Origin of the sequence: Ruegeria sp. HKCCA5463 (genome assembly GCF_013034175.1) — a bacterium.
In the GTDB taxonomy this organism is placed as follows: Bacteria; Pseudomonadota; Alphaproteobacteria; order Rhodobacterales; family Rhodobacteraceae; genus Ruegeria.
On record NZ_WQFL01000009.1, the window covers coordinates 142,587 to 165,988 of the forward strand.

Annotated in this window: 24 protein-coding genes; 9 read left to right on the forward strand and 15 right to left on the reverse strand. The window is 59.2% G+C overall.

Going from position 1 to position 23,402, the window contains the following annotated elements:
• Window positions 1–37: 37 nt before the first annotated feature.
• Complete coding sequence (locus GOW09_RS18260) at window positions 38–904, forward strand: phosphotransferase (RefSeq protein WP_174829457.1); 867 nt, start codon at window positions 38–40, stop codon at window positions 902–904.
• Between the two features lie 9 nt (window positions 905–913).
• On the opposite strand, the gene GOW09_RS18265 is transcribed toward GOW09_RS18260, so the two are convergent.
• The 5 genes from GOW09_RS18265 to GOW09_RS18285 all read right to left on the reverse strand — a co-directional run bounded on the left by GOW09_RS18265 (window position 914) and on the right by GOW09_RS18285 (window position 6,205).
• On the reverse strand, window positions 914–2,215 hold the full coding sequence (locus tag GOW09_RS18265) for an FAD-binding oxidoreductase (RefSeq protein WP_171119940.1): 1,302 nt from the start codon (window positions 2,213–2,215) through the stop codon (window positions 914–916).
• Window positions 2,212–3,030: an ABC transporter permease gene (locus GOW09_RS18270; protein WP_171119941.1), complete on the reverse strand. Its 819-nt coding sequence runs from the start codon at window positions 3,028–3,030 to the stop codon at window positions 2,212–2,214. Before GOW09_RS18270 ends, GOW09_RS18265 begins: the two co-directional genes overlap by 4 nt.
• Entirely contained in the window at window positions 3,027–3,917 is an 891-nt protein-coding gene (locus GOW09_RS18275; protein WP_152459301.1) for an ABC transporter permease subunit, read from the reverse strand. Before GOW09_RS18275 ends, GOW09_RS18270 begins: the two co-directional genes overlap by 4 nt.
• Complete coding sequence (locus GOW09_RS18280) at window positions 3,917–5,044, reverse strand: ABC transporter ATP-binding protein (RefSeq protein WP_171119942.1); 1,128 nt, start codon at window positions 5,042–5,044, stop codon at window positions 3,917–3,919. The genes GOW09_RS18275 and GOW09_RS18280 overlap by 1 nt, the downstream gene beginning before the upstream one ends.
• A 75-nt stretch (window positions 5,045–5,119) precedes the next feature.
• Window positions 5,120–6,205, reverse strand: a complete 1,086-nt coding sequence (locus GOW09_RS18285; RefSeq protein ID WP_171119943.1) for a polyamine ABC transporter substrate-binding protein — start codon at window positions 6,203–6,205, stop codon at window positions 5,120–5,122.
• A 140-nt stretch (window positions 6,206–6,345) separates the two neighbouring features.
• On the opposite strand from GOW09_RS18285, the gene GOW09_RS18290 reads away from it, so the two are divergent.
• On the forward strand, window positions 6,346–7,029 hold the full coding sequence (locus tag GOW09_RS18290; RefSeq protein ID WP_171119944.1) for a GntR family transcriptional regulator: 684 nt from the start codon (window positions 6,346–6,348) through the stop codon (window positions 7,027–7,029).
• Between the two features lie 77 nt (window positions 7,030–7,106).
• Window positions 7,107–8,504, forward strand: a complete 1,398-nt coding sequence (locus tag GOW09_RS18295) for an aspartate aminotransferase family protein (protein ID WP_171119945.1) — start codon at window positions 7,107–7,109, stop codon at window positions 8,502–8,504.
• 54 nt (window positions 8,505–8,558) lie between these two features.
• Here the strand turns inward: GOW09_RS18295 and GOW09_RS18300 are convergent, their stop codons facing one another.
• A complete protein-coding gene (locus GOW09_RS18300; protein ID WP_171119946.1) occupies window positions 8,559–9,875 on the reverse strand; it encodes a lytic murein transglycosylase in 1,317 nt (438 codons plus the stop codon).
• 62 nt (window positions 9,876–9,937) lie between these two features.
• Window positions 9,938–10,651 carry a YafY family protein gene (locus GOW09_RS18305; RefSeq protein WP_171119947.1) on the reverse strand — a complete coding sequence of 238 codons (714 nt, stop codon included), beginning with the start codon at window positions 10,649–10,651 and terminating at the stop codon, window positions 9,938–9,940.
• Window positions 10,652–10,736: 85 nt separating this feature from the next.
• Between GOW09_RS18305 and GOW09_RS18310 the strand changes: the two genes are divergently transcribed.
• Together GOW09_RS18310 and GOW09_RS18315 are read left to right on the forward strand one after the other, a co-directional pair.
• Window positions 10,737–11,435 (forward strand): glutathione S-transferase family protein, encoded by a 699-nt coding sequence (locus GOW09_RS18310; protein ID WP_171119948.1) that lies wholly within the window; start codon window positions 10,737–10,739, stop codon window positions 11,433–11,435.
• A complete protein-coding gene (locus tag GOW09_RS18315; RefSeq protein ID WP_171119949.1) occupies window positions 11,432–11,818 on the forward strand; it encodes a DUF1801 domain-containing protein in 387 nt (128 codons plus the stop codon). Before GOW09_RS18310 ends, GOW09_RS18315 begins: the two co-directional genes overlap by 4 nt.
• Here the strand turns inward: GOW09_RS18315 and rnr are convergent.
• The 3 genes from rnr to dapE are packed head-to-tail and all read right to left on the reverse strand — an operon-like array spanning window position 11,809 to window position 15,833.
• Window positions 11,809–14,067 (reverse strand): ribonuclease R, encoded by a 2,259-nt coding sequence (gene rnr / locus GOW09_RS18320; protein ID WP_171119950.1) that lies wholly within the window; start codon window positions 14,065–14,067, stop codon window positions 11,809–11,811. The genes GOW09_RS18315 and rnr overlap by 10 nt on opposite strands.
• Before the next feature lie 47 nt (window positions 14,068–14,114).
• Complete coding sequence (locus GOW09_RS18325; protein WP_171119951.1) at window positions 14,115–14,690, reverse strand: TIGR04282 family arsenosugar biosynthesis glycosyltransferase; 576 nt, start codon at window positions 14,688–14,690, stop codon at window positions 14,115–14,117.
• A gap of 3 nt (window positions 14,691–14,693) precedes the next feature.
• On the reverse strand, window positions 14,694–15,833 hold the full coding sequence (gene dapE / locus GOW09_RS18330; RefSeq protein WP_171119952.1) for a succinyl-diaminopimelate desuccinylase: 1,140 nt from the start codon (window positions 15,831–15,833) through the stop codon (window positions 14,694–14,696).
• Window positions 15,834–16,043: 210 nt separating this feature from the next.
• On the opposite strand from dapE, the gene GOW09_RS18335 reads away from it, so the two are divergent.
• The gene (locus tag GOW09_RS18335; protein ID WP_171119953.1) at window positions 16,044–17,102 is read left to right on the forward strand and encodes a transporter substrate-binding domain-containing protein; all 1,059 of its coding nucleotides are present in this window, start codon (window positions 16,044–16,046) and stop codon (window positions 17,100–17,102) included.
• Here GOW09_RS18335 and GOW09_RS18340 read toward each other — a convergent pair.
• On the reverse strand, window positions 17,099–17,443 hold the full coding sequence (locus GOW09_RS18340) for a hypothetical protein (RefSeq protein ID WP_171119954.1): 345 nt from the start codon (window positions 17,441–17,443) through the stop codon (window positions 17,099–17,101). The genes GOW09_RS18335 and GOW09_RS18340 overlap by 4 nt on opposite strands.
• Window positions 17,444–17,780: 337 nt before the next feature.
• Here GOW09_RS18340 and GOW09_RS22260 point away from each other — a divergent pair, with 337 nt between their 5' ends.
• On the forward strand, window positions 17,781–18,248 hold the full coding sequence (locus tag GOW09_RS22260) for a hypothetical protein (RefSeq protein WP_174829458.1): 468 nt from the start codon (window positions 17,781–17,783) through the stop codon (window positions 18,246–18,248).
• Between the two features lie 139 nt (window positions 18,249–18,387).
• Here GOW09_RS22260 and dapD read toward each other — a convergent pair whose 3' ends face one another.
• The 3 genes from dapD to GOW09_RS18360 form a co-directional block, all read right to left on the reverse strand.
• Window positions 18,388–19,215 carry a 2,3,4,5-tetrahydropyridine-2,6-dicarboxylate N-succinyltransferase gene (gene dapD, locus GOW09_RS18350; protein WP_171119955.1) on the reverse strand — a complete coding sequence of 276 codons (828 nt, stop codon included), beginning with the start codon at window positions 19,213–19,215 and terminating at the stop codon, window positions 18,388–18,390.
• A 107-nt stretch (window positions 19,216–19,322) separates the two neighbouring features.
• Window positions 19,323–19,922: a GntR family transcriptional regulator gene (locus GOW09_RS18355; protein WP_171119956.1), complete on the reverse strand. Its 600-nt coding sequence runs from the start codon at window positions 19,920–19,922 to the stop codon at window positions 19,323–19,325.
• Between the two features lie 44 nt (window positions 19,923–19,966).
• The gene (locus tag GOW09_RS18360) at window positions 19,967–20,878 is read right to left on the reverse strand and encodes a threonine/serine dehydratase (RefSeq protein WP_171119957.1); all 912 of its coding nucleotides are present in this window, start codon (window positions 20,876–20,878) and stop codon (window positions 19,967–19,969) included.
• A gap of 79 nt (window positions 20,879–20,957) precedes the next feature.
• Between GOW09_RS18360 and GOW09_RS18365 the strand changes: the two genes are divergently transcribed.
• Both GOW09_RS18365 and GOW09_RS18370 read left to right on the forward strand, forming a co-directional pair.
• Complete coding sequence (locus GOW09_RS18365) at window positions 20,958–21,800, forward strand: TIGR00730 family Rossman fold protein (RefSeq protein WP_152459318.1); 843 nt, start codon at window positions 20,958–20,960, stop codon at window positions 21,798–21,800.
• A 3-nt stretch (window positions 21,801–21,803) separates the two neighbouring features.
• A complete protein-coding gene (locus GOW09_RS18370) occupies window positions 21,804–22,901 on the forward strand; it encodes a cystathionine gamma-lyase (protein ID WP_171119958.1) in 1,098 nt (365 codons plus the stop codon).
• Here the strand turns inward: GOW09_RS18370 and GOW09_RS18375 are convergent, their stop codons facing one another.
• Window positions 22,902–23,285, reverse strand: coding sequence for a hypothetical protein (locus GOW09_RS18375; protein ID WP_171095725.1), 384 nt, complete (start codon window positions 23,283–23,285; stop codon window positions 22,902–22,904).
• Window positions 23,286–23,402: the final 117 nt, after the last annotated feature.

A 23,402-nucleotide genomic window follows, 5' to 3' on the forward strand; every position in this document is an offset into this window, starting at 1 on the left:
GGCCAAACCTTGGCAAATCGACTCGCCATAAGAAGTGATGGAACCTCTGCCCGACCTGCCTGCCCCCCCTCGTGATCTGGTTGACCATCTTCACGCGCAAAGATTGGTCAACGCGCATCCTCGGTTCGAGACCTTGTATGGCGGGCGCACCAACAAGGTGTGGAAGGTCAAGGGCCGCGACAGTGACAAAGTCCTGAAACTCTACAGCACGGCATTGCGCAATCCTTTGTTTCGCAATGATGCAGAGTTGGAGGCCCTATGCCTGAAGGCGCTTGGCACCACGGGCTTCGTGCCAAGGCTGCGGGCCACAGGGCAATACAAAGAAGCCCGTTGGGTGTTTTACGACCACGCCCCCGGAGCCCCCTGGCGGCAGGATTCAGCACAGGTTGGCGCCTTGCTGCGCAAGCTTCATACCCTGCCCATTGCCGTCCAGGCGCCAGCCGGATGCAATGGCAGCGCAGACTTGCGCGCTCATGGAAAAATAATTCTGCAAGGCTGTACGTCAAACGGGCGCGACAAACTCGCTGATTTGCAACCATCAAATTCGGTCGCACCCACGCAACAGACGTGCCTGATCCATGGCGACCCCGTGGCAGGCAATATCCTGGTGGCGACCGGTGGTCTGACCTTGATCGACTGGCAATGCCCGGCCCTGGGCGATCCCTGCGAAGACCTTGCGCTGTTTTTGTCGCCTGCAATGCAGCAGCTTTACCGAGGCTCACCGCTGTCGAAGAAAGAGGAAGACCAGTTTCTTTCGGCCTACGGCAGGCCCGAAATCGTCGCGCGCTATGAACAACTCAGGCCATGGTATGCGTGGCGCATGGCGACGTATTGCCTCTGGCGCGCTGAAAATGGTGCGCCCGATTACGCGACAGGGTTGAACTTGGAAACCGCAATTCTGTAACGCCCCGCCTCATCGCAGGTCGGCCAGCGCCAGCATGGCGTAGGCTGGCGGCATGAGCACACGGCGCCAGCGACCCAAAGGAAACCGACCCGGTGTTTGCGTCATCACGACCGGCAGCCTGGCGTCCTGCCCCAGAACCAACCGCGCCAATGCTCGACCGCAATACGTGCCCATGGCGACGCCATTGCCGTGATATGCAAAACCGGCAAACATCCCCGGTTGATCCGGAACGGGGCCGACAAAAGGTGTCAGGGCCCGCGACAGGCACACCAAACCGGACCAGATATGAGTGACCTCGACCGTCGACCAAGCAGGAAACATATGTTTGAAATCCTGCTGAACCTTTCGCTGAATGGCTGCTTCAGCCTCGGCCGATGACCGCAGGCCGCCCCTCATACCAAACAGAAAGCGCCCGTCCGGCATCAGGCGGAAATAGTGCAACAGATTGCGCGTATCATAGCACATCTGATCCGATGTCCATCCCTGTGCCATCTGCTCGGTTCGACCAAGGGGTCGCGTTACCATGACGGTCGACTGAGCAGGCATGTATCGTCCGGACATCCAGGCCGGGATATCCTCGCTGGAATAGCCGTTGGTACACACCAACACCGCCTGCGCTTTGACTGTCCCGCTCTGCGTTTGCAACACAAAGCCGGACGCCGTTTTTTCAACGCTCAGAACCGGGGAATTCCGGAACAGATGCGCGCCCATTGCTTCGGCGGCTCGGGCAATCCCGAACAGGTATTTGCGGGGATTCAACCCGAAACCAACCGGCGAAGTGTATCCACCATGAAACGCGCCACCCATGCCCTTCGCGGGCAGGTCTCTGGCTTCGTGCAGGGTTCCCGCCTCGTCGGCATTGCGGCGTAGCATGTCCATCGCCCGCCTGGAATGCGCCAGCTGGGTTTCCCCGCTGGAGTGGGTATCCGCATCGATCTGATGTTGTGCCAACAGATCGGCGACCAGTCGGACCGCTTCCTGTTCCGCTGCCGCATAGTCCAAAGCGGCATCGCAGCCAAATCGGCGCTGCATGGATGCGTGGCCAAGTTTTGAGCCGCCAAGACAGCAAAACCCGCCATTTCGGCCCGAGGCTCCCCACCCCGGTGCGCCGGCTTCGAACACCGCAACCGAAGCTTTTTCAGCCAAATGCAGAGCAGCCGAAACGCCTGTAAATCCGCCGCCAATGATGGCCACATCCACATGCATGTCACCCTGGAACTCTGGCCAATCCGGGCTGGCAACAGTTTCGTCCCACCAACAGCCGTCGCGAGGTTCGCTGCCATAGGCGTAGTCTGGAAAAATCCGCTTCATTCGGTGCGCGCTGCGGCCATTTCATCCTGCTGCTGACGTACCATCGCGCGTTTGGTCACAAGCGAGGCCGTGATTACCCCGACCGTCACCACAGCGATCATGATCGTCGACAACGCGTTGATTTCCGGGCTGACGCCAAGGCGCACGGCCGAGAATATCTTGATCGGCAATGTCGTTGCCGACGGCCCCGAAGTGAAGGATGCAATCACCAGATCATCAAGTGACAAGGTGAAGGCCAGCAACCAACCCGAGATTACCGCAGGTGCGATGATCGGAAGGGTGACAAGACGGAAGGCTTGCGCGGGCGAGCATCCAAGATCCAGCGCAGCCTCTTCCAGCGAGCGATCAAAAGTTATGAGACGCGAGGATACGACAACCGAAACGAAACACATCGAGAAAGTCGTGTGTGCCAGAACGATGGTCAGAATACCCCGATCCAGGCCGATGCCGATAAACAACAAAAGCAGCGACAGGCCGGTGATCACTTCGGGCATCACCAGCGGCGCATAGATCATGCCGGAAAACAGTGTCCGGCCAAAAAAGCGCCCGCTGCGGACCATCACATAAGCGGCAGCCGTTCCCAGAATTGTCGCCAGCGTCGACGAAAAGACCGCGACCCGGATCGTGACCCAGGCGGCATCAAGGAACGCTTCGTTCCGAAGCAGCTCTCCGTACCATTTCGTCGAGAACCCGGCCCAGACCGTGACCAGCTTGCTTTCGTTGAAGCTGAAGACGATCAGGATGATCATCGGGATGTACAGAAACGCAAAACCCAGCGTCAGCGAAACCGTGTTGAACCAGCTCAATCTGTTCATCCCTCTGCCTCCGCCTGTTTCTGCTGGTTGCGCTGGAACAGCACGATGGGAATGACAAGGATCAGCAGCAGCACGATGGCCACCGCACTTGCCACCGGCCAGTCACGGTTCGAAAAGAACTCTTCCCACAGAACCTTGCCGATCATCAGCGTACCGGAACCACCCAGAAGGGATGGGATCACGAATTCACCGATCACGGGGATCATCACCAGGAAACACCCTGCAATGATGCCGGGTTTGGACAGCGGGATGGTCACCAGCCAGAAAGCCTGCAAACGGGAACACCCCAGGTCCTCGGCCGCTTCGATCAATGATCCGTCCAACCGTTCCAACGCAGAATAGATCGGCAGGATCATGAAAGGCAGGTAGGTGTAGACGATGCCGATATAGACGGCAGTTGACGTGTTCAGGATCGTCAGCGGCGTCGAGATGATGCCGGTCCACAGTAAGATCTGGTTGAGATACCCTTCGTTCGACAGAATGCCCATCCAAGCGTAAACCCGGATCAGGAACGAAGTCCAGAAGGGCAGGATGACCAGCATCATCAGTGTCGGTCGCCATTCCTGAGGCGCGCGGGCCATGCCGTAGGCAATGGGATAGCCCACCAGCAGTGTCAGGAATGTCGAAATCAAAGCGATCTTGACGCTGGACAGGTAGGCTTTCCAATACAGATCGTCCTCGGTCAGCCAGACATAATTCTCCAGATCAAGCTGGCTGAAGAACTCTTTGATTCCCGCCCAACCGGCAGACAGGTCCAAAGTCGGAGTATAAGGCGGGATGGCAAGCGCGGTATCCGACAGCGAAATCTTCAGAACGATGAAGAACGGCACCAGAAACAGGGCCAACAGCCAGACGTAAGGAATGGCGATCAGAACGGCGCGGCGCATCAGTTGGCCAGCAGAACCGCAGCCGTGGCTGTCCAGGACAGCCAGACCGGGTCTTCCCAGGTGAAAGAGCGGCGCGAGATGCGGCGGGTGTTGGCCGTCTGCGCCTTGATGATTGTGCCGTTCGCCAATTCAACGTGATAGGTGGACAGATTGCCCAGATAGGCAATGTCGTGAACCTTGCCCTGCACGGCGTTGACCGCATCGACGGGCCGTTCGGCAGAGATCGTCACTTTCTCGGGGCGGATCGCCAGATGGCAGGACTGACCGTCTGAGAAAACAGCAGGCGAAGACGCCGAAAATGGGGCCTGACCTTCGGCCCAATCGATCTGATAGGCGTCCTCTCCGGATGGCGTCGCGCGGCCTTCGATGATGTTCACATCTCCGATGAAGTCAGCGACATAAACAGACTCAGGGTTTTCATAGATCCGATCCGGGGTGGCCACTTGCTTTAACTGGCCCTGATCCATCACCGCGACGCGGGTGGCAACTGTCATCGCCTCTTCCTGATCATGGGTGACGATGACAAAGGTGGTGCCCGTCTTCTCCTGAATATCCATCAGCTCGAACTGGGTATCTTGTCGCAGTTTTTTGTCCAGCGCACCCAACGGTTCATCCAGCAGCAGAAGCTTGGGCGCTTTGGCCAACGAGCGCGCCAGCGCGACGCGCTGCCTCTGACCGCCCGAGATCTGATGGGGTTTGCGACGGGCAAACTGTTCCAGCCGGGTCAGGCGCAGCATTTCTTCCACCCGGTCTTCCAGATCGTGCTTGGGCATGTTGTCCCGTCGCAGACCGAAAGCGATGTTTTCCCAGACACTCAGATGCGGGAACAGGGCATAGGACTGGAACATCATGTTCACGGCCCGCTTGTTCGGCGGGATGGGGTCGATATCCTGCCCGCCCAGCAGGATATGGCCTTCGGTCGGAGTCTCGAACCCGGCCAGCATACGCATCATCGTTGTCTTGCCGCACCCAGAAGGGCCGAGCAGGGCAAAAAACTCGCGTTCGAAGATATCCAGCGACAGGTTGTCGATCGCGGTGAATTCACCAAAGCGCTTGGTCACGTTCTGGAACTGGATCAAGGGTTTCGCCTGTGGGTCATTCCACGGCGCAAAAACGTTAGAACTCAAAGCAGCCCCCGCATGGTCAGTTTGGACAATAGTGCGGCGGGGCGATCGCCAGACCGCCCCGCGCTTTTGACCGGATCAGGTGCCTGACTTGATCTTGGTCCAAAGACGGGTCACGACCCGCTGTGTCTTCGCGGGGTACGGAGTCGTGATGTACAGGTTCTGCATCGTGGCTTCATCCGGATAAATTGCCGGATCGCCGATCACGTCTTCCTCAAGAAATTCCTGAGACGCCTTGTTGCCGTTGGCGTAGTACACGTAGTTGGACGCAGCAGCCATGTTGTTGGCATCCAGAATGAAATTCAGGAATTTGTGCGCACCTTCCGGATTCGGCGCGTCGGCGGGAATTGCCATCTGGTCGAACCACATCAATGACCCTTCTGCGAACGGGTGGTATTCGATGTTCACACCGTTGTCGGCTTCGGCCGCGCGGTCCCGCGCCTGCAAAATATCACCGGACCAACCCACGGCTACGCAAATATCGCCATTGGCCAGCGCGTTGATGTATTCCGAACTGTGAAACTTCTGGATGTAAGGGCGAACGCTTGTCAGAACGTCTTCGACCTTCTTGATCACTTCCGGGTCATGGCTGTCGGGGTCTTCACCGATGTACTGCAAGGTCATCGGTATCATTTCGGCTGGCGCATCAAGGAAGTGAACGCCACACGAGGCCAGCTTTTCCATATTCTCCGGCTTCAGAACCAAATCCATGCTGTTCAGGGCCACATCGTTACCCAAGACTTCCCTGACCTTGTCGACGTTCACGCCGATGCCCGTCGTTCCCCACATGTAGTTGATCGAGTAGGCATTGTTCGGATCATACCCTGCGGTACGCTCCTGAATCACGTCCCACAGATTTACCGCATTCGGCAACTTGGCCATGTCCAGTTCCTGAAATGCGCCCGCCTGAATCTGGCGTTGCAGGAATGTGCCCGACGGCACCACCACATCGTATCCCGAACCACCGGCCAGCATCTTGGTTTCCAGAACCTCATTGCTGTCGAACACATCGTAAATCAGGGTCAGACCGGTTTCTTCCTCGAATTTGCTCAGCAAATCTTCGTCGATATAGTCGGACCAGTTGTAAACACGCACCTCTTCGGCGAATGCCGCCGAAGTCCCCAATGCGATGACCGCTGTCATGGTCAGCGTTTTGATTGTCATATTCTTCTCCCTGCAAGTGTACGGCTATTTTCCCGTTTTTTTGGATTTGATCAAGTTTTGCGTTTTTCCTCGATCCAGCGTATGGTTTCACGAGGTCTGTCACCTGACAAGTCAGGGTTAGTCGAAATGGGAAGAACCAATTGGATTTGATCAAAAATAAGGCATCTGCGTCGACAAACGACAAAGGGAAACAGCCCGCGCATGAGCAGGTTTATCAAACGCTCAGATCACAGATCCTGTTCGGCGAATTGGTTCCGGGCCAACCTGTCACGATCCAGGGCCTGACTGATTCGCTGGGTGTTGGCATGACACCGGTGCGCGAAGCCATCCGCCGGTTGATCTCGGACGGGGCATTGGTGTTCCAGGGCAATCGGCGCGTAAGCGTGCCGCTGCTGTCCCCGGGCGATATCCAGGAAATGATCTTTGCAAGAACCTCAATAGAATCAGAGCTTTCAAGGCGCGCGACGTCGAATTTGCAGGCCGAGGACATCGATCACCTTGAGCGGCTCGATACGCATTTGGACCGTATGATCGCCGACGGGGATGTGGGCGGATATCTGCGTCTGAATCAGGCGTTCCACGAAACGCTGTACTCTCATGCAAACGCACCGATTCTCAGTGATCTTGCCGAAAGGCTTTGGTTGCGGTTCGGCCCTTCGCTGCGTGTCGTATGTGGTCGATTCGGGACTCAAAGCCTGCCGGATCGGCACAAGGATATCATTTCCGCCTTGCGCGAAGGCGACGCCGAAAAAGCGGCAAAGGCAACGGCTCAGGACATTGAGCAAGGTATGGAATTGATGTCGGACGCCCTGACTTCCGCTTAACTCAGCCTGATTCGATTGACAGCGATGAATTTGATCATATTGTGATCCGCAACTGCGTTCTTGTAGGAGATTCTCCGATGTCCACCATAACCAACCATATGCCGACCGCCGAATTGCAGGCGCTGGATGCGGCGCATCACATCCATCCTTTCTCGGCCAATGGTGCGCTGGGGCAGGAAGGGGCCCGCGTGATTACACGCGCCAGCGGGGTTTACCTGACCGACAGCGAAGGTGAGGAAATCCTGGACGCAATGGCAGGTCTTTGGTGCGTCAATATCGGTTATGGCCGCGATGAGCTGGCCGATGTCGCGGCGCGTCAGATGCGCGAACTGCCCTACTACAACACCTTCTTCAAGACGACCCATGTGCCGGCAATCGCACTGGCGGCCAAAATCGCCGAACTGGCACCAGGTGATCTGAACCATGTCTTTTTCGCAGCTGGCGGGTCCGAGGCAAACGACACCAATATCCGCCTCGTGCGCACATACTGGGCCGAGAAGGGGCAGCCGGACAAAAATATCATCATCAGCAGGAAAAACGCGTATCACGGGTCTTCCGTCGGGTCGGCTTCGCTGGGCGGCATGGCAGGCATGCATGCGCAGGGCGGCATTCCGATCCCGAACATTCACCACATCAACCAACCCAACTGGTGGGCCGAAGGCGGCGACATGTCGCCCGAGGAATTCGGCCTGGCCCGCGCGCGCGAGCTGGAAGAGGCCATACAGGAGCTGGGCGAGGACCGTGTCGCGGCCTTCATCGCCGAGCCGGTTCAGGGTGCAGGCGGCGTGATCGTGGCGCCCGATACCTACTGGCCGGAAATTCAGCGCATCTGCGACAAATACGATATCCTGTTGATTGCAGACGAGGTGATCTGTGGGTTCGGCCGAACCGGCAACTGGTTCGGATCGCAAACCGTGGGCATCAAACCGCATATCATGACCATCGCCAAGGGGCTCAGCTCGGGCTATGCGCCGATCGGCGGGTCCATCGTGAATGACGAGATCGCCGAAGTGATTGGCGGGACGGAATTCAACCACGGGTACACCTATTCCGGCCACCCCGTCGCCGCCGCCGTGGCGCTTGAGAACCTGCGCATTTTGGAAGAAGAGAAGATCGTCGAGCATGTGCGCGATGTTGCCGCCCCCTATCTGAAAGAGAAATGGGAGGCGCTGGCCGATCACCCGCTGGTGGGTGAGGCGAAGATTGTCGGAATGATGGCCTCCATCGCTCTGACACCCGACAAAGCCAGCCGCGCCAAGTTCGCGTCCGAGCCCGGCACGGTCGGTTATATCTGCCGTGACCGTTGCTTTGCCAACAATCTGATCATGCGCCATGTGGGCGACCGCATGATCATCTCGCCGCCGCTGATCCTGACCCCGGCGGATATCGACGAGATGTTCGTGCGGATTTACAAATCGCTGGACGAAGCGCAGGCCGAGATCATCGCTCAGGGGCTGATGAAAGCCGCATCCTGAGTTCAGAAAAAGGCTTCTATAAAGGGGCGGCCCGTCTGGGTCGCCTCTTATCGTTCACCTCAGCCGCTCCAAAAGTGTCGCAGTTGGATAGCCGTCCGGCACCAAACCCTGCGCCAGTTGGTAGGCGCGAACCGCATTGATGGTGTTCGGCCCGGTGCGCCCATCGATACCCTTTGTATCGAACCCTGCATCAGTCAGGCGGGTTTGCAGCTCTTTCTTCTCGGTGAAGCTCAGCGCCCGCTCACCTCGGGGCCAGTCGGACTGAAACGGTGTGCCACCCGCAAGCCGGTCGGAAAGGTGCCCGATACCGATCACATAAGCGTCGGCGCCGTTATAGGCCTCGATCACGCTGAAATTGTCGAAAATCATCAGCGCCACGCCCTGCCCCCCGGCGGGCAAAAGGATTGCGGCTTGCCCGTGATCCGGTACCGGTTTGCCGTCACGCCCCACCACGCCACGCGCCGCCCAATCTGACGGCAGCAGAGTGTAGTCCCGTTTGGCGATGGCATAGTCGAACCCTTCGGGCAAGCGCACCTCGACGCCCCAGGGCTGCCCCTTTTTCCAACCGTGCCGCGCCAGATAGGACGCGGCCGAGGCCAGCGCATCCGTCGGATCATCCGACCAGATGTCACGCCGACCATCGCCATCGAAATCAACTGCGTGATCCAGATACGAGGTTGGCATGAACTGCGTGTGCCCCATCGCACCTGCCCAGCTGCCCAGCATATTTTTGGCGCTGACATCACCTGCCTGCACGATCCTCAGGGCGGCGATTAACTGCGTTTCAAAGAACTGCGCCCGCCGTGCATCAAAGGCCAGTGTCGCCAAGGAACTCAGCGTCCGGTTGCTGCCACGATAAGAGCCGAATGATGTTTCCAGCCCCCAGATCGCCGTGACCACTTCTTTTTCAACGCCATATTCCGCCTCGATTTGCTGCAACACCTGCCGATATCGTTGCATCGCGGCACGACCATTGGAAACGCGCATGTCCGAGACGGCGGAATCCAGATACTCCCAGATCGGTTTCGAAAATTCAGCCTGATTGCGGTCTCGTTTCAGGATGTCCTCGTCAAAGATCATGTCCGAGAACACCCTGTTCAATGTTCTTTCCGATATACCCTGCTGCTTCGCGCGCTCCTGAAACGCGCCGAGCCAGGCCTGAAACCGTGCGGTCACGGCCGCGGACACCCGCAAAGCCTCAACCGCCGGGCGCGGGACCGGACGGATCGAAACCGCCACATCCGCCGAGGCCAGCTGTATCTTTTCGCCTGACACTGCACTGTCTGGCCAAGTCGTTTTTTCTGATATGTCCGCCTGCACCATGGATGCCCACAATGCGACGGTCATGACGCCGCCTACGCATTTTTGCATTCCGATTTTTCCTGATTACTGCTCGACCTCAGGGTAGCGCAAAATCGGCGAATCACAAAGTCTCAGGCACCCTCATCGCGTTCTTGCGCTGCGCGCGCTGCGCGGATTTGCGCCAAAACTTCGCGCAGCATGGGCACCCGGTTCGGTCTAAAGCTTTGATCTGTCACGGACATGTCCTGCATGCGATCCAACCGGAAGACGCGAAAATCCTGTCTCAGGTGGCACCAGCCGAGCAACACATTTGATCGATCCATATAGACGATGCTCAGCGGGTTGACCCGTCTATGTGTGGCATCGCCTTTTGCGTCCGTGTACGAGAACTCGACCGCGCGTTCGTCCCACGTCGCCTGCCGCAAAATGGCCACGTCGATTGTCGGCGCGGGCGGGCGATTGAACCGCGTTGCCGCCAGAACCGCGTGGCTCAGCCGATGGGATTGTCGCTGTGGCAATCGCCCCTGCAATTTCCGCAGGGCGGCGCTGGCTGCATCTGACAAGGCCGGGTCACCAATCACCTGAACTTCGCGCAGGCCAAGAACCAGGGCCTCAAGCTCGTCATCGGTGAAACCCAATGGCGGCAAAGTGGCATCTTCGATCAGGGTGAACCCAAACCCTGCCTCACCGTCGATAACGGCCCCCAGACCACGCAGCGCGTCAATATCCCTGTGTATCGTCCTGGCAGAAACTCCCAGATCCTGCGCCAGTTGTTCAGACGTTCTGGGCGATGGGCCAGAACGCAGAGCTTGCATCAGTTGGAACAATCGGGCGGTGCGGGACATGATGAACCCTAGCCTATCCCTAATGACAAAAACTGTCATCAGGCCGGTTTACTCATCCGGCACGTCAAAAACACGGAGCCACGCGATGCTGACCCTTCTCACCTATCCTTCCGCTTTCGGACTGTTCAGCGCCAGCCCGTTCTGCGTCAAGACAGCCTTGATGCTTCAGCACTCCGGTCAGGTCTGGCAGCGTTCGGACATGCTTGACCCGCGCAGGATGCCGCATCAAAAACTGCCAGTGCTGCGCACGCCAGAGCGGTTGATACCAGACAGCGATCTGATCCGCGATTGGCTGGAACAGAAGGGGGCGGAGTTCGATCAGGGGCTTTCGGATGTGGAAAAAGCGCAATCCCGCGCGCTGGTACGAATGGCCGAAGAGCATCTGTATTTCCACATCGTTCTGGACCGCTGGGGCAATGACGAGGTCTGGCCGATCCTTCGCGAAACCTTTTTCACTGGAATTCCGGCTCTGATCCGAAAGCCGGCGTCCAATGCGATCCGAAAATCCGTTCTGAAAGGGATCACGTCACAAGGGATCGGCCGGTTCTCGTTGCCCGAGCGCATGGACCGGGTCGAACGCGATCTCGAGGCGATCTCGGCCCATCTGTGGCAATCCCGCTTCCTGCTGGCGGATCAACCGACTTCAGCAGATATGAGCGTCGGCCCGATGCTCGCCGCCATGCGCGGAACGCCTGCCGATACCCCACTGACCCGCAGGATCAAACAGGATAATCTGTTGAACAGTTACGTAGACCGGATGGAACAGGCGATACCGATTGCATGAAACCTTTTGATTACCCCTCGGTCGCCTCGGCCTTTGAAGCCATGCCCCCGCAAGCACGCGCGGGGGCCCTGGCTCTTCGCGACCTGATACTGAACACAGCAGAGTCTCTGCCCGCCGCCAATCCATTGCGAGAAGAGCTGCGCTGGGGCCAGCCCGCCTATCTTGCCCCCAAAGGATCAACGATCCGGCTGGGGGCTCACAAATCCGCGGATTTCGCACTGTTCGTGCACTGCCAAAGCCGATTGATCGGTGATTTCACCACGGCCTTTCCGGGCGAGGACCGGATTGACGGAAACCGGGCCATTCTGTTCGATGACCCGAGCCAGATCGATGAAACCCGCCATGGCTGGCTGATTGCCCGGGCGCTGACCTATCACCTTTGACGGCGCTTGCGTTCGACCTTGCGCTTGATCTTGTCCTTCTTGCGCTTGGTGCTGGCTGCCTTGCGTCGCGTCGACCGCTTGGCGGGCCCGCGCCCGCGCGGCAGGGCCTGATCGTCGATGGACAGCAGTTCCAGCTCCAACCCGCCGGTCACAGGTGTCGCCTCGGTCAGCCGCACCGTGACCCGCTGGCCGATGGCGATGATCAGCCCGGAATCCGAGCCCATCAGCGTTCCGGCCTCTCGATCAAAATGGAAGAATTCGCGCCCCAAAGACCGCACCGGCACCAGGCCATCCGCGCCCGTTTCGTCCATTTTCACGAAGGCCCCGAACCGGGCAATGCCACTGATCCGCCCGGTGAATTCGTTGCCCACACGTTCGCTGAGATAAGCCGCCAGATAGCGGTCGGTCGTATCGCGCTCGGCCATCATCGAGCGGCGTTCGGTATCTGAAATATGCGTGGCCGTTTCTTCGAGCCGGGCAATTTCGTCCTCAGTCAGCCCGTCCTTGCCCCAGCCATGGGCCGAGATCAGCGCCCGGTGCACGATCAGGTCGGCATAGCGCCGGATGGGCGAGGTGAAATGTGCGTAGTTGCGCAGCGCCAGCCCGAAATGGCCGTAGTTTTCCGGGCTGTAATAGGCCTGCGCCATCGACCGCAAGGTGCTGAGATTGATTAGCTCGGCATCCTCGGTACCGGCGGCAGCATTCAGCAGCGCGTTCAGGTGACGGGTCTGGAGCACCTGCCCCTTGGCCAGATTCAGCCCGGCGGCCTGCGCCGTCTCGCGCAGGCTTTCCAGTTTTTCGGGCGCGGGTTCTTCGTGCACCCGGAACAGGAGCGGGCTGCGCTTGGCGATCAGCGTCTCGGCGGCGGCCACGTTCGCCAGGATCATGAATTCCTCGATCAGCCGGTGCGCGTCCAGCCGCTCGCGGAAGGCCACGCTTTCGACCTCGCCCTTGTCGTTCAGCACGATCTTGCGTTCCGGCAGGTCCAACTCCAGCGGCTGGCGATCAGCACGGGCCTTTTTCAGCGCGGCATATGCAGCATAAAGCGGTTTTAGAACCGACTCCAGCAGCGGGCCAGTCCGGTCATTGGGGGTGCCGTCGATGGCCTCTTGCACCTCGGCATAGTTCAGGGACGCGGCCGAGCGCATCAGCCCGCGCACGAACCGGTGGTCGATCTTGTTGCCGTTTGCGTCGATCTGCATCCGCACCGCGATACAGGCGCGCGGCACTCCTTCATGCAGCGAACACAGATCACCCGACAGACGGTCGGGCAGCATCGGCACGACGCGGTCGGGGAAATAGCTGGAATTGCCGCGCTTGCGCGCCTCGCGGTCCAGCGCGGTGCCGGGCCGCACATAGGCGGCGACATCAGCAATGGCGACCCAGATGACGTGCCCTCCGGGGTTCTTGGGATCATCGTCTGCATGGGCATAACAGGCGTCGTCATGATCGCGCGCGTCCGAGGGATCTATCGTCAGCAAAGGCATATCCCGCAGATCCTCGCGGCCTTTCAGGCCAACAGGTTTGGCCTTGTCGGCCTCGGCAATCACCTTGTCGGGGAAATCATCCGGGATGCCGTGCTGATGGATCGCGATCAACGAAACGGCCTTGGGCGCAGTCGGGTCGCCCAGCCGTTCTACGATACGCGCGCGTGGCAGCCCCATGCGGTTTTTCGGCCCGGCTTGTTCAGCCTCGACCAGTTCGCCATCCCTGGCGCCCAGCGCAGCGCCTTCGGCCACCAGCCATTCGGTCGATCCGGCCTTGTCGATCGGCACGATCCGCCCGCCTTCAGCCCCTTTGCGGAAGATACCCACGATTTTCCGAGGGTTCGTCCCGATACGGCGGATCAGGCGGGCTTCGTAATTGTGGTCTTCCTCATGCACCACGGTCAGACGAGCCAGAATGCGATCACCTTCGCCCAACGCCGGGTCGCTGGCACGAGCAATGATCAGAACGATGGGCTCGACCCCCTCGCCATGCCATTCCAGTGGCCGCGCGAACAGGTCGCCATCGGCATTCGGCGCCTTTACCTGTAACACGCTGACCGGCGGCAGGCGATCCGGGTCGCGGTAACTGCGCTTGCGCTTCTCAAGATGGCCTTCGGCCTCAAGCTCTTTGAGGATACGTTTCAGATCAATCCGATCCGCGCCCTTGATGCCAAAGGCTTTGGCGATATCGCGTTTCGAGGTCAGGGTGGGGTTCGCCGAGATCCAGTCCAGGACCTCCTGCTTGGTAGGGATGCGAGTCATACGTCCGGCCTAGCACGCGTTTGCGACCGCGTCATGACCAAAAAGCCTCAGGGTTCAAGATCGGCAACCGTATCCACATCGCGCAGCTGATCAAGCAATGACACCCGACCGCCAGAAATCGAGGCCAGCGTGTCAGCCAATGCGTGTTCCGTCGACCAGCGCACGTTTTGGAACAGACTTGCCGGCAAGGCTGCATATCGTTGCGCGCCGACCAGCCAATAGCCACCATCCGGGGCTGGCCCAAACACCATTTGAGAACGCCCCAATGCGTCGAAGGCACGGGCAATATGGCGGCGCGAAATGCCCGGAATATCCGCACCGATCAGGCAAACCGGCCCCTTGGGCATCCCGCGCAGCATCCGCCCCATGCGATCCCCCAGGTCCCCACGCCCCTGCGCGGCGCGCGGCAGGTCAGCGGGCCAAACCCGACTGTTCAGACCCTGCTGATCGGGTGAGACGGCCAAAACGATTCGCCAACGGGGATCACGCAGCCGCCGGATCAAGGACCGGGTCTGGTGCCGAAACCACCACGCCGCCGCGACCATGCCGATTTCTCGCCCAAGCCGCGTTTTGACGCGGCCCGGTTGAGGTTCCTTCACCATGATCACCAATGTGCGCTGCATGGATCAGGCGAAATAGTCGGTCAGGATACGAGTATAAATCGATTTGAGTTGCTGGATCTGGGCCACCTCGACGCATTCGTCGACCTGATGCATCGTGCGACCGACCAGACCGAACTCTACAACCGGGCAATGGTTCTTGATGAAACGCGCATCCGACGTACCACCGGTCGTCGAAAGCTCGGGCGATGCGCCTGTTTCCGCCTCTACCGCTTTGGCCACCAGATCCGACAAGGGCCCCGGCGGGGTCAGAAAGCTTTCGCCTGAAATCTTGATTGTGACATCTATTTCAACGCCGAACTGAGCGGCCACCTCATCTGCTTCCGTCTTCAGCCAGTCACTCAGGCTGGCCCCGGAATGCAGATCATTGAAACGAATATTCACCGTTCCCTTGCACTGCGCCGGGATTACGTTGGTGGCCGCATTCCCGGTGTCGATTGTCACCACTGCCAATGTCGACGCATCGAAGTGGTCCGTGCCCTGATCCAGTTCGTGCCCCGCCAGCCGATCCATCAGCCGCGCCATGGCTGGCAACGGGTTTTTGGCACGATGCGGATAGGCCGAATGCCCCTGAACACCGGTGATGGTAAACCATGCGGTCATCGACCCGCGACGGCCGATCTTCATCATTTCGCCCATCTTGTTCGGGCAGGTCGGCTCACCCACCAAACAGACAGACATAAGTTCATCCGCGCCGTCCATGTAATCCAGCAAAGCGGTCGTGCCATCCAGCGCGTCGCCTTCCTCGTCGCCGGTGATCGTCAGGATGATGGCTCCGTCCGGTGGGGTGTCGCGCACGAAATCGATTGCCGCCGCCGCAAACGCCGCAACGCCGGATTTCATATCCGTTGCCCCACGCCCATACATCACACCATCGCGTATTTCGGCCCCGAAAGGCGGCATCGTCCACGCGGCCTCGTCGCCGACCGGCACAACATCAGTATGGCCGTTGAACCCGAAACTCCGCGGATGGCCTTTTTGACCCCATCGTGCGAACAGGTTGCTGACGCCACCACGGTCGACACGCGTGCATTCAAACCCCGCATCCGCCAGCACCGATCCCAGCAGAACCAGCGCGCCACCCTCGGCAGGTGTGACCGATGGGCAACGGATCAGATCGGCTGTCAATTGGACGGGGTCGGTCATGCAATGGCCTCTGGAACTGTATCTTTCGCGGGTTCGCGCACAGATTCAACGAATTGGCCGGTTTTCCAACCCCAATTCGCAAAAATATCATTTCACCCGACTGCGCAGATATCAAAGCGACACCCCAACAAATCATGGCGGTTTACCCGGCGACCATCTTGCCGCCCGCCGCACAATCGCGTTACAGGGCCGCGAAACAGGTGAATGAAAATGAAGCGCGCATTCTACGCACTGATCTGCCTGACTTTCGCCGTCCTCGCGCAGCAGAGCATGGCACAGTCTCTAACGGTTACGACGGTGACCCGCCCCCCGTTTTCCTATGTCGAAGACGGTGCGGAAACCGGCTTTTCAATGGATCTTCTCGCCGCGCTATCAGAGGCGCTGAACTGGGACTATTCCATCAATCGGGTCGATTCATTCTCGGATATGCTGGAGGCGGTTCAGAATGGGTCCGCCGATCTTGCGGTCGCCAATATCTCGATCACTGCGCTGCGGGAAACGCAAATGGACTTCAGCCAGCCGATCTTTGAGGCGGGCCTACAGATCATGGTGCCATCGGAAGCCGCGCGCCAGCCTTCGCTGCTGCATGCGCTGCTCTCAAAAGAGTTGTTTATCGCCATCGGCCTAGCCTTCGCCATTCTGTTGGGCGGCGGCATGCTGATGTGGAGCTTTGAGCGTAGTGCTCAACCCTATTTCGATCGCAAGCTGAACGAGGCATGGTTTCCCTCGTTCTGGTGGGCGCTGAACCTCGTCGTGAACGGCGGGTTCGAAGAGAGGATGCCGCGCACGCCGTTCGGCCGGCTTCTGGGTGTCGTTCTGGTTGTTTCGTCACTGTTCATCGTGTCCGTTTTCACGGCCCGCATCACCTCGGTCATGACCGTGGATGCGATCACAGGCAGCGTGAATTCGGTGAATGACCTTTATGGCAAAAGTGTCGGGACAATCACAGACTCGACCGCGGCAAGTTTTCTGAACCGGCGTGATATTGAATTCACCGGCTATCCCGGGCTGGAGCAGATGCTGGATGCGTTCCAGTCCAAACAACTGGATGCCGTCGTATTCGACGCGCCAATCCTGTCCTACTATGCGGCCCATGAAGGCCGGCGAACGGCGTCGATGACAGGCGGCGTTTTCCTGCGCGAGAACTATGGCATCGCTTTCCCGACCGGGTCGCCTCTGGTCGAGGATGTCAACCAGGCTCTGCTTTCATTGCGTGAAGACGGAACTTATGACGAAATCTATCGCAAGTGGTTCGGTATGCGGAACTAGGCCTGCGCCTCGTCTCCGAAGAACGGTGTCATCTGCGCGACGATCACGGCGTTTTCATCCAGAGCACGCTGCATCAGGGCACGTTCGTCAGGTTCGATTTCATGTCCCTGTGCCTCACGCTCGGCCAAGGTCCCGTACCCGGTGACATCCAAAGGCGCGGTGTCGGCCTGCTTCAGAATAGCCACCGTCTCGCGCACGGCTTCGGCTTCGTCCACGCCACTGGCGTAGCAGATCAGTGCCGCCCCGGTCGCACCGTCGGGCAGCCCGTCGCCATCCTTACGGCCGATCTGGACCAGAAGGGTATAGACTTGCTGACGTGAGGGCTTCTTGCGCTTTTCCATGGGCCCTGCATTACGCGCGGCGTTTTGAAGGGTCAACTGCTTCCATCGATCCTAGCTTTAAGTATGGGATCTTACGCAGCCCCTTGCCCCGCCCATAGGCACTGAGGACTTGCAGAAATGCGACTCAGCAAAGCCCTTTTCCCGTTTTCGCCCAAAAATTGAGCAGCGTTTCATCTCCATTCCCTGAGTTGAATCGGGCACATTTCTGCCACATTTCGGCCTCAATTTTGGCCATTTCCTGCTGAGTTCGACGCGTTTCCTGCCTTTCACAACGGTGAAGAGAAGCCGACTCTAAGATGCAGCCACTGCGTAAGTCATTTTTTACAGGAGAATTAAGATGAGTGTTCTGTCCAAGTTAATGATGACAACTGCAAGTGTGATTGTGCTTTCCGGAGTACCTGCTGTCACCGTGCTGTCTTTTGCGACGCCAAGTGCAGCTTACGCCCAAGACGGCGGCGGTGAAAGCGAAGGCGGTAGCGATAGCGAGAGCGGTGGCGACAACGAAGGCGGCGGCGATAACGAAAGCGGCGGCGACAACGAAAGCGGCGGCGATAACGAAAGCGGCGGCGATAACGAAAGCGGCGGCGATAACGAAGGCGGCGGCGATAACGAAGGCGGCGGCGATAACGAAAGCGGCGGCGACAACGAAGGCGGCGGCGATAACGAGAGTGGTGGAGAAAACGAAGGCGGCGGCGACAACGAAAGCGAAGGCGACAGCGAAAGCGGCGGCGACAACGAAAGCGAAGGCACGGAAACCAACGCAGGAAGCTCAGAAGTTGACGCTATGCAGGGTGAAAATCGCTGATCCACACAGAGCGTTCGTCCGAGCCTGGACACAATCTCAGGACCGGCTCTGACCAAGGTTCGGTCACATACGCGTAACACCCCAAAAACTGGAAAGGCCGGAGCGGGTCAGCTCCGGCCTTTCTGTACAACCGGGGCGATCAGTCCCGCAGCAATTCGTTGATGCCGGTTTTCGACCGGGTCTTTTCATCCACCCGCTTCACGATCACCGCGCAATACAGGCTGATGTTGTTCTTTGACGGCATCGAACCCGCAACGACCACGGAATAGGGCGGGACTTCGCCATATGTCACTTCGCCGGTTTCCCGATCCACGATCTTGGTAGATTTGCCGATGAACACGCCCATACCCAGAACCGAGCCTTCGCGGACGATGCAGCCCTCGACCACCTCGGAGCGCGCGCCGATAAAGCAGTTGTCCTCGATGATGGTCGGGCCGGCCTGCATCGGCTCCAGCACGCCGCCGATACCTACGCCGCCCGACAGGTGGACGTTTTTGCCGATCTGCGCGCATGAGCCGACGGTCGCCCAGGTGTCGACCATGGTGCCTTCATCCACATAGGCGCCAAGGTTGACGAAGGACGGCATCAGCACCACGCCAGGCGCGATATAGGCCGACTTGCGCACAACGCAGTTGGGAACCGCGCGGAACCCGGCCGAGCGCCATTGATCTTCACCCCAACCAGCGAACTTGCTGTCCACCTTGTCCCACCAACCGCCGTCCTGCGGACCGCCAGTCTGAATTTCCATGTCCTTGATGCGAAAGCCCAGCAGAACCGCCTTTTTGGCCCACTGGTTCACGTGCCAGTCACCGTTTTCCAGCTTTTCGGCAACACGCAGAGACCCGCTGTCCAGCGCATTCAGCGTGTCTTCGATCGCTTCGCGTTGTTCACCTGCCGTGGCGGGTGTGATCGTGTCGCGTGCCTCCCAGGCGGCTTCGATGGCGGCTTCCAGTTGCGCGTTGGACATGGGGCGTCTCCCTACAGAATCTGTTCATGTTGGTTTGGCCTATACGCAAGCCGGGCCAATGGCGCAATGCGACGAACACGGGCCGTTTTGCGTCTGAAAGGCGCTATTCAGCTGGCGCGGCGTATATGTCGGGTCAGAATACCTTTTGCCGTGCTCAGGTCCTTCCGCCTGAGCGCCTGAACAAGTGCGGCGTGATCCTTGTCAGTTTGTTGCACCCATTTCGACCGCCAGTGCGCAAACAAGTGGCGTGCGCTTGCGATATGTAGATCGTCGATGGTGTGCAACAGACGGGGCAACCCGCAAGGTGTCAGGATGGCGCGATGGAATGCTCTGTTCAACGCCTCCCATTGGGGCATCGTCTGCGCCTCGTCACAGGCGATGCGTGCGCGATCGATCTTGTCCAATGCGACCGGAGACATGTTCTGCACCGATTGCTGCAACGCCAGTGTTTCCAGCGCCACGCGCATTTCGATGACCTCTCGCACCTCTGCCGGGTCCAGCGCCGTAACCCGCATGCCCCGGCGCGGCTCGTGCCGGGCCAATCCATGCGCCTCAAGCCGCAACAGAGCTTCCCGCACCGGAACATGGCTGGTGTCGAAGGTGCGGGCAATATGATCCTGCCGCAGCTTTTCCCCGGCGCTCAGCTCTCCGGTTATGATTTGCTGGCTGAGGTTCTGGTAAATCGTGTCCGAGATCGTAGCGGTCATAAATTATAGATAAAATCTACGACAGCTATCCTCAACCAGATAATTCACCCCGCAAGCGGGTCCGGGGCGATATTCGCACCACACACCAGAACGGCCACGCGTTCGCCCGGTTCGGGCCGATACACTCCCGAGGTCAAGGCTGCCAACGCCGTGGCGCCCGCCGGCTCCACCAGAATACGATGCGCCTGCCACAGCATCTTCTGCGCCGCCGCGATGGCATCATCCGACACCAGGACCGACGTCATCCCCTGTGCCAGGTCGAAACAGATCTGCCCGATCCGGCGCGCGCCCAGCGCGTTTGCCGCGATCCCGGATACGGAAACATCCACCGGTTCACCGGCCTGCAACGCCGCATTCAATGCGCAAGAGGTCTTGGGTTCGACCGCCACGACCTTGCGCGCTCCGTCAAACCAGGCCAACGCCCCGGCGATCAGCCCACCCCCGCCCACGGCGACCAGAACCGTATCTGCCTGTAGACCCTGCGCATCCCATTCCGCAAAGCAGGTCCCCTGCCCCGCCACGGTAGCCGGCGCATCATAGGCGTGAATCTGCATCGCTCCGGTTTCCGCTTCATGCGCCTGCGCCTGTGTCAGCGCATTGGCGTATTCGCCGGGCACAACGCTCAGATCCGCTCCGGTTTGCCGGATCAATGCAATCTTGGATGGCCCCGCCAGTTCGGGCACGAAAATCTTGGCCGTATATCCAAGCGCCTGCGCCGCAAAGGCCGCCGCTGCACCATGATTGCCGCCGGATGCAGCCACGACACCCGCATCGGGTACGTCGAGGCTCAGCAACGTATTGAACGCACCGCGCGCCTTGAAACTGCCCGTGTGTTGCATGTGCTCCAGCTTCAGCTCAATGGGATGGCCCGGAATTCGACTCTCGATCACCGGCGTCACCTGCGTATGTCCGGCGATACGATCCCGCGCCGCTGATATTTCGCTCTTCCAATTCATTCTTGTCTTTCCGTGACTGGCACTCTGCCCGCGAACCCTATAGCTGTTTGGAAAACACGCAAGCAGGGATCGATCACCCATGAGAGAAGACCGCCACAATCCGTTTCGCGATGCGCAGACAGATCGCTCGACCGCGAGCGAAGTGCCGGACACGCCGCAGACGCGATCGTCCGCCTATCGCCTTGCCTTTGCCGATGACGAATTCCTGTGCCGGGACGAGCTGCGCCCGGTACGTCTGCAACTGGAACTGTTGAAACCCGAGATGATCATGAGCGAACGCGAGATCACCTCGACCATCGTGATGTTCGGCGGCGCGCGCATCCCTGAACCATCGCAGAAACACACCGCACGAACGGAAACGCTGGCTGGTCTGTCGGCCTATTACGACGAGGCGCGCGAGTTCGCGCGGCTGATGACCGTGAAATCGAACGAGACCGGCTGCCGTGAAAACGTGATCGTCACGGGCGGTGGCCCCGGTGTGATGGAAGCAGGCAACCGTGGGGCACAGGATGCGGGCGGATGTTCTATCGGGTTGAATATCGTTCTGCCGCACGAACAGGCCCCGAACCTTTATGTGACGCCGGATCTCAGCTTCAACTTTCACTATTTCGCCATCCGCAAGATGCACTTCCTGATGCGCGCCCGCGCCATCACGATTTTCCCCGGCGGTTTCGGAACCATGGACGAGCTGTTCGAATCCCTGACCCTGATTCAGACCGGCCGGATGGACCGCGTGCCCTTCCTGCTGTTTGGTCGCGAATTCTGGGAAAAGGTCATCAACTGGAAAGCGCTGGCCGATGCCGGAACCATCTCGGACGAGGATCTTGATCTGTTCCGCTTTGTGGACACGGCGCAAGAGGCGGTCGAGATCATCGAAAACTGGGAGCCCGCCCCGCCCCGCGACGAAATTCCGGGGCGCTGAACCATGGCGCCCAAGACCGGAGAGATGCTGCATCTGCGTGGAAATACCCTGAGCAAGGGCGAACCCGTAGCGCTGCCACTGACTCAAAGCAGCATGTACCACCTGCCGGGCACCCCGGACGGGCGGGCGAGTTACGGCCGGGTGGACAACCCGACTTGGGTGCATCTGGAGCATGTTCTGTCGCATTTGGAAGACGCGCCCTGCCTCAGCTTTCCCTCGGGCATGGCGGCGATTTCCGCGGCACTGTTTGCCACCGTAAAGGCCGGATCACGCCTGCTGATCCCCTCCGACGGCTATTACGTGACGCGCCTTTTGGCCGATCGTTTCCTGTCGCGGCTGGGTGTGATCGTTGAAGAACGCCCCACCATCGCCTTTGCCGAAGGCGGTTTTGACGGGTTCGATGTGGTCTTTGCCGAAAGCCCTTCGAATCCGGGGTTGGACATGATCGATCTGACCGAGGTGGCGGATCGGGTGCGCGCTGCCGGGGGCATAACCATTGCCGACAATACGACGATGACTCCGCTGGGTCAGCGTCCTCTTGATCTGGGCATCGACGTGGTCGTCTCGTCCGATACCAAGGCGATGGGCGGGCATTCCGACATGCTGATGGGTCATGTGGCCAGCCGCAACGGCGACATCATGGAACGGGTCGGGGAATGGCGGAAAGTCTCTGGCTCGATACCGGGGCCACATGAAGCATGGCTGCTGCATCGCGGCCTTGAAACGCTGGACGTTCGGTTCGACCGGATGTGCAGCTCGGCCGAAGTATTGGCCGAACGCCTGGCGGCACATCCCGCAGTGAAACAGGTGCGCTATCCCGGGCTGGCCAACGACCCGTCGCATAAACTGGCGCAAGAACAGACCACACGTTTCGGCTTTCTTCTGTCCCTGACGCTGAACAGCGAAGAACAGGCCGAAGCCTTCATCAACAATTGCCCGCTTCTGCGCCCGGCCACGTCATTCGGGGGCGTCCACAGCTCGGCCGAGCGGCGCGCGCGATGGGGCGACGATGTCGATCCCGCCTTCATCCGCCTGTCCGTCGGATGCGAACCTGTAGAAGAACTGTGGCAAGCCATCGAGGCCAGCCTGAACGCGCTGTGATTACTTCTTGGCTTCGCGCAGTTCTTTGAACACGTAGATCGGCAGCACAACGCTGGCGATCAGCGCCCCCAGCCAGACCAACAGCGTTGCTCCCAACAGGTTCGCAACTCCACCTACGGTCAGCCCAGCGGTTATGAGATCAGTCACCAACAGGCCCACAAAGGTCACAATCAAAGCAATCCCGCCCTTCAGCGCAGGCGCTTTCTTTTCACCCAGCTTCAGGATCAGGGGTTCGGCAATCAGCTGCACGACGGTGAAGACGATTACAACGACGATGAAAGAGATCGGCTTGATCGCAAATCCTGACAGTATCAGCGAGGCAAGCAACAACCCAATGGCATTCCCCGCCAGCAAGGCCAAAGCCGATTTAATTCTACGCGACATGTGACGATCTCCGTCAATCAACAATTAGAAACATGGAAATGTTAACAGACCTGCAGGATTTTACGAGGCAATTCAATCGCCTCTTCCTTTTGACCCGTTGAAATCGCATGGTAGAAC

Bases quoted from the DNA above. Each gene is read 5' to 3' on its own strand.
- GOW09_RS18260 (WP_174829457.1), top strand. From the start codon at position 38: ATGGAACCTCTGCCCGACCTGCCTGCCCCCCCTCGTGATCTGGTTGAC.
- GOW09_RS18265 (WP_171119940.1), bottom strand. From the start codon at position 2,215: ATGAAGCGGATTTTTCCAGACTACGCCTATGGCAGCGAACCTCGCGAC.
- GOW09_RS18270 (WP_171119941.1), bottom strand. From the start codon at position 3,030: ATGAACAGATTGAGCTGGTTCAACACGGTTTCGCTGACGCTGGGTTTT.
- GOW09_RS18275 (WP_152459301.1), bottom strand. From the start codon at position 3,917: ATGCGCCGCGCCGTTCTGATCGCCATTCCTTACGTCTGGCTGTTGGCC.
- GOW09_RS18285 (WP_171119943.1), bottom strand. From the start codon at position 6,205: ATGACAATCAAAACGCTGACCATGACAGCGGTCATCGCATTGGGGACT.
- GOW09_RS18295 (WP_171119945.1), top strand. From the start codon at position 7,107: ATGTCCACCATAACCAACCATATGCCGACCGCCGAATTGCAGGCGCTG.
- GOW09_RS18300 (WP_171119946.1), bottom strand. From the start codon at position 9,875: ATGCAAAAATGCGTAGGCGGCGTCATGACCGTCGCATTGTGGGCATCC.
- GOW09_RS18305 (WP_171119947.1), bottom strand. From the start codon at position 10,651: ATGTCCCGCACCGCCCGATTGTTCCAACTGATGCAAGCTCTGCGTTCT.
- GOW09_RS18310 (WP_171119948.1), top strand. From the start codon at position 10,737: ATGCTGACCCTTCTCACCTATCCTTCCGCTTTCGGACTGTTCAGCGCC.
- GOW09_RS18315 (WP_171119949.1), top strand. From the start codon at position 11,432: ATGAAACCTTTTGATTACCCCTCGGTCGCCTCGGCCTTTGAAGCCATG.
- rnr (WP_171119950.1), bottom strand. From the start codon at position 14,067: ATGACTCGCATCCCTACCAAGCAGGAGGTCCTGGACTGGATCTCGGCG.
- GOW09_RS18325 (WP_171119951.1), bottom strand. From the start codon at position 14,690: ATGCAGCGCACATTGGTGATCATGGTGAAGGAACCTCAACCGGGCCGC.
- dapE (WP_171119952.1), bottom strand. From the start codon at position 15,833: ATGACCGACCCCGTCCAATTGACAGCCGATCTGATCCGTTGCCCATCG.
- GOW09_RS18335 (WP_171119953.1), top strand. From the start codon at position 16,044: ATGAAGCGCGCATTCTACGCACTGATCTGCCTGACTTTCGCCGTCCTC.
- GOW09_RS18340 (WP_171119954.1), bottom strand. From the start codon at position 17,443: ATGGAAAAGCGCAAGAAGCCCTCACGTCAGCAAGTCTATACCCTTCTG.
- GOW09_RS22260 (WP_174829458.1), top strand. From the start codon at position 17,781: ATGAGTGTTCTGTCCAAGTTAATGATGACAACTGCAAGTGTGATTGTG.
- dapD (WP_171119955.1), bottom strand. From the start codon at position 19,215: ATGTCCAACGCGCAACTGGAAGCCGCCATCGAAGCCGCCTGGGAGGCA.
- GOW09_RS18355 (WP_171119956.1), bottom strand. From the start codon at position 19,922: ATGACCGCTACGATCTCGGACACGATTTACCAGAACCTCAGCCAGCAA.
- GOW09_RS18360 (WP_171119957.1), bottom strand. From the start codon at position 20,878: ATGAATTGGAAGAGCGAAATATCAGCGGCGCGGGATCGTATCGCCGGA.
- GOW09_RS18365 (WP_152459318.1), top strand. From the start codon at position 20,958: ATGAGAGAAGACCGCCACAATCCGTTTCGCGATGCGCAGACAGATCGC.
- GOW09_RS18370 (WP_171119958.1), top strand. From the start codon at position 21,804: ATGGCGCCCAAGACCGGAGAGATGCTGCATCTGCGTGGAAATACCCTG.
- GOW09_RS18375 (WP_171095725.1), bottom strand. From the start codon at position 23,285: ATGTCGCGTAGAATTAAATCGGCTTTGGCCTTGCTGGCGGGGAATGCC.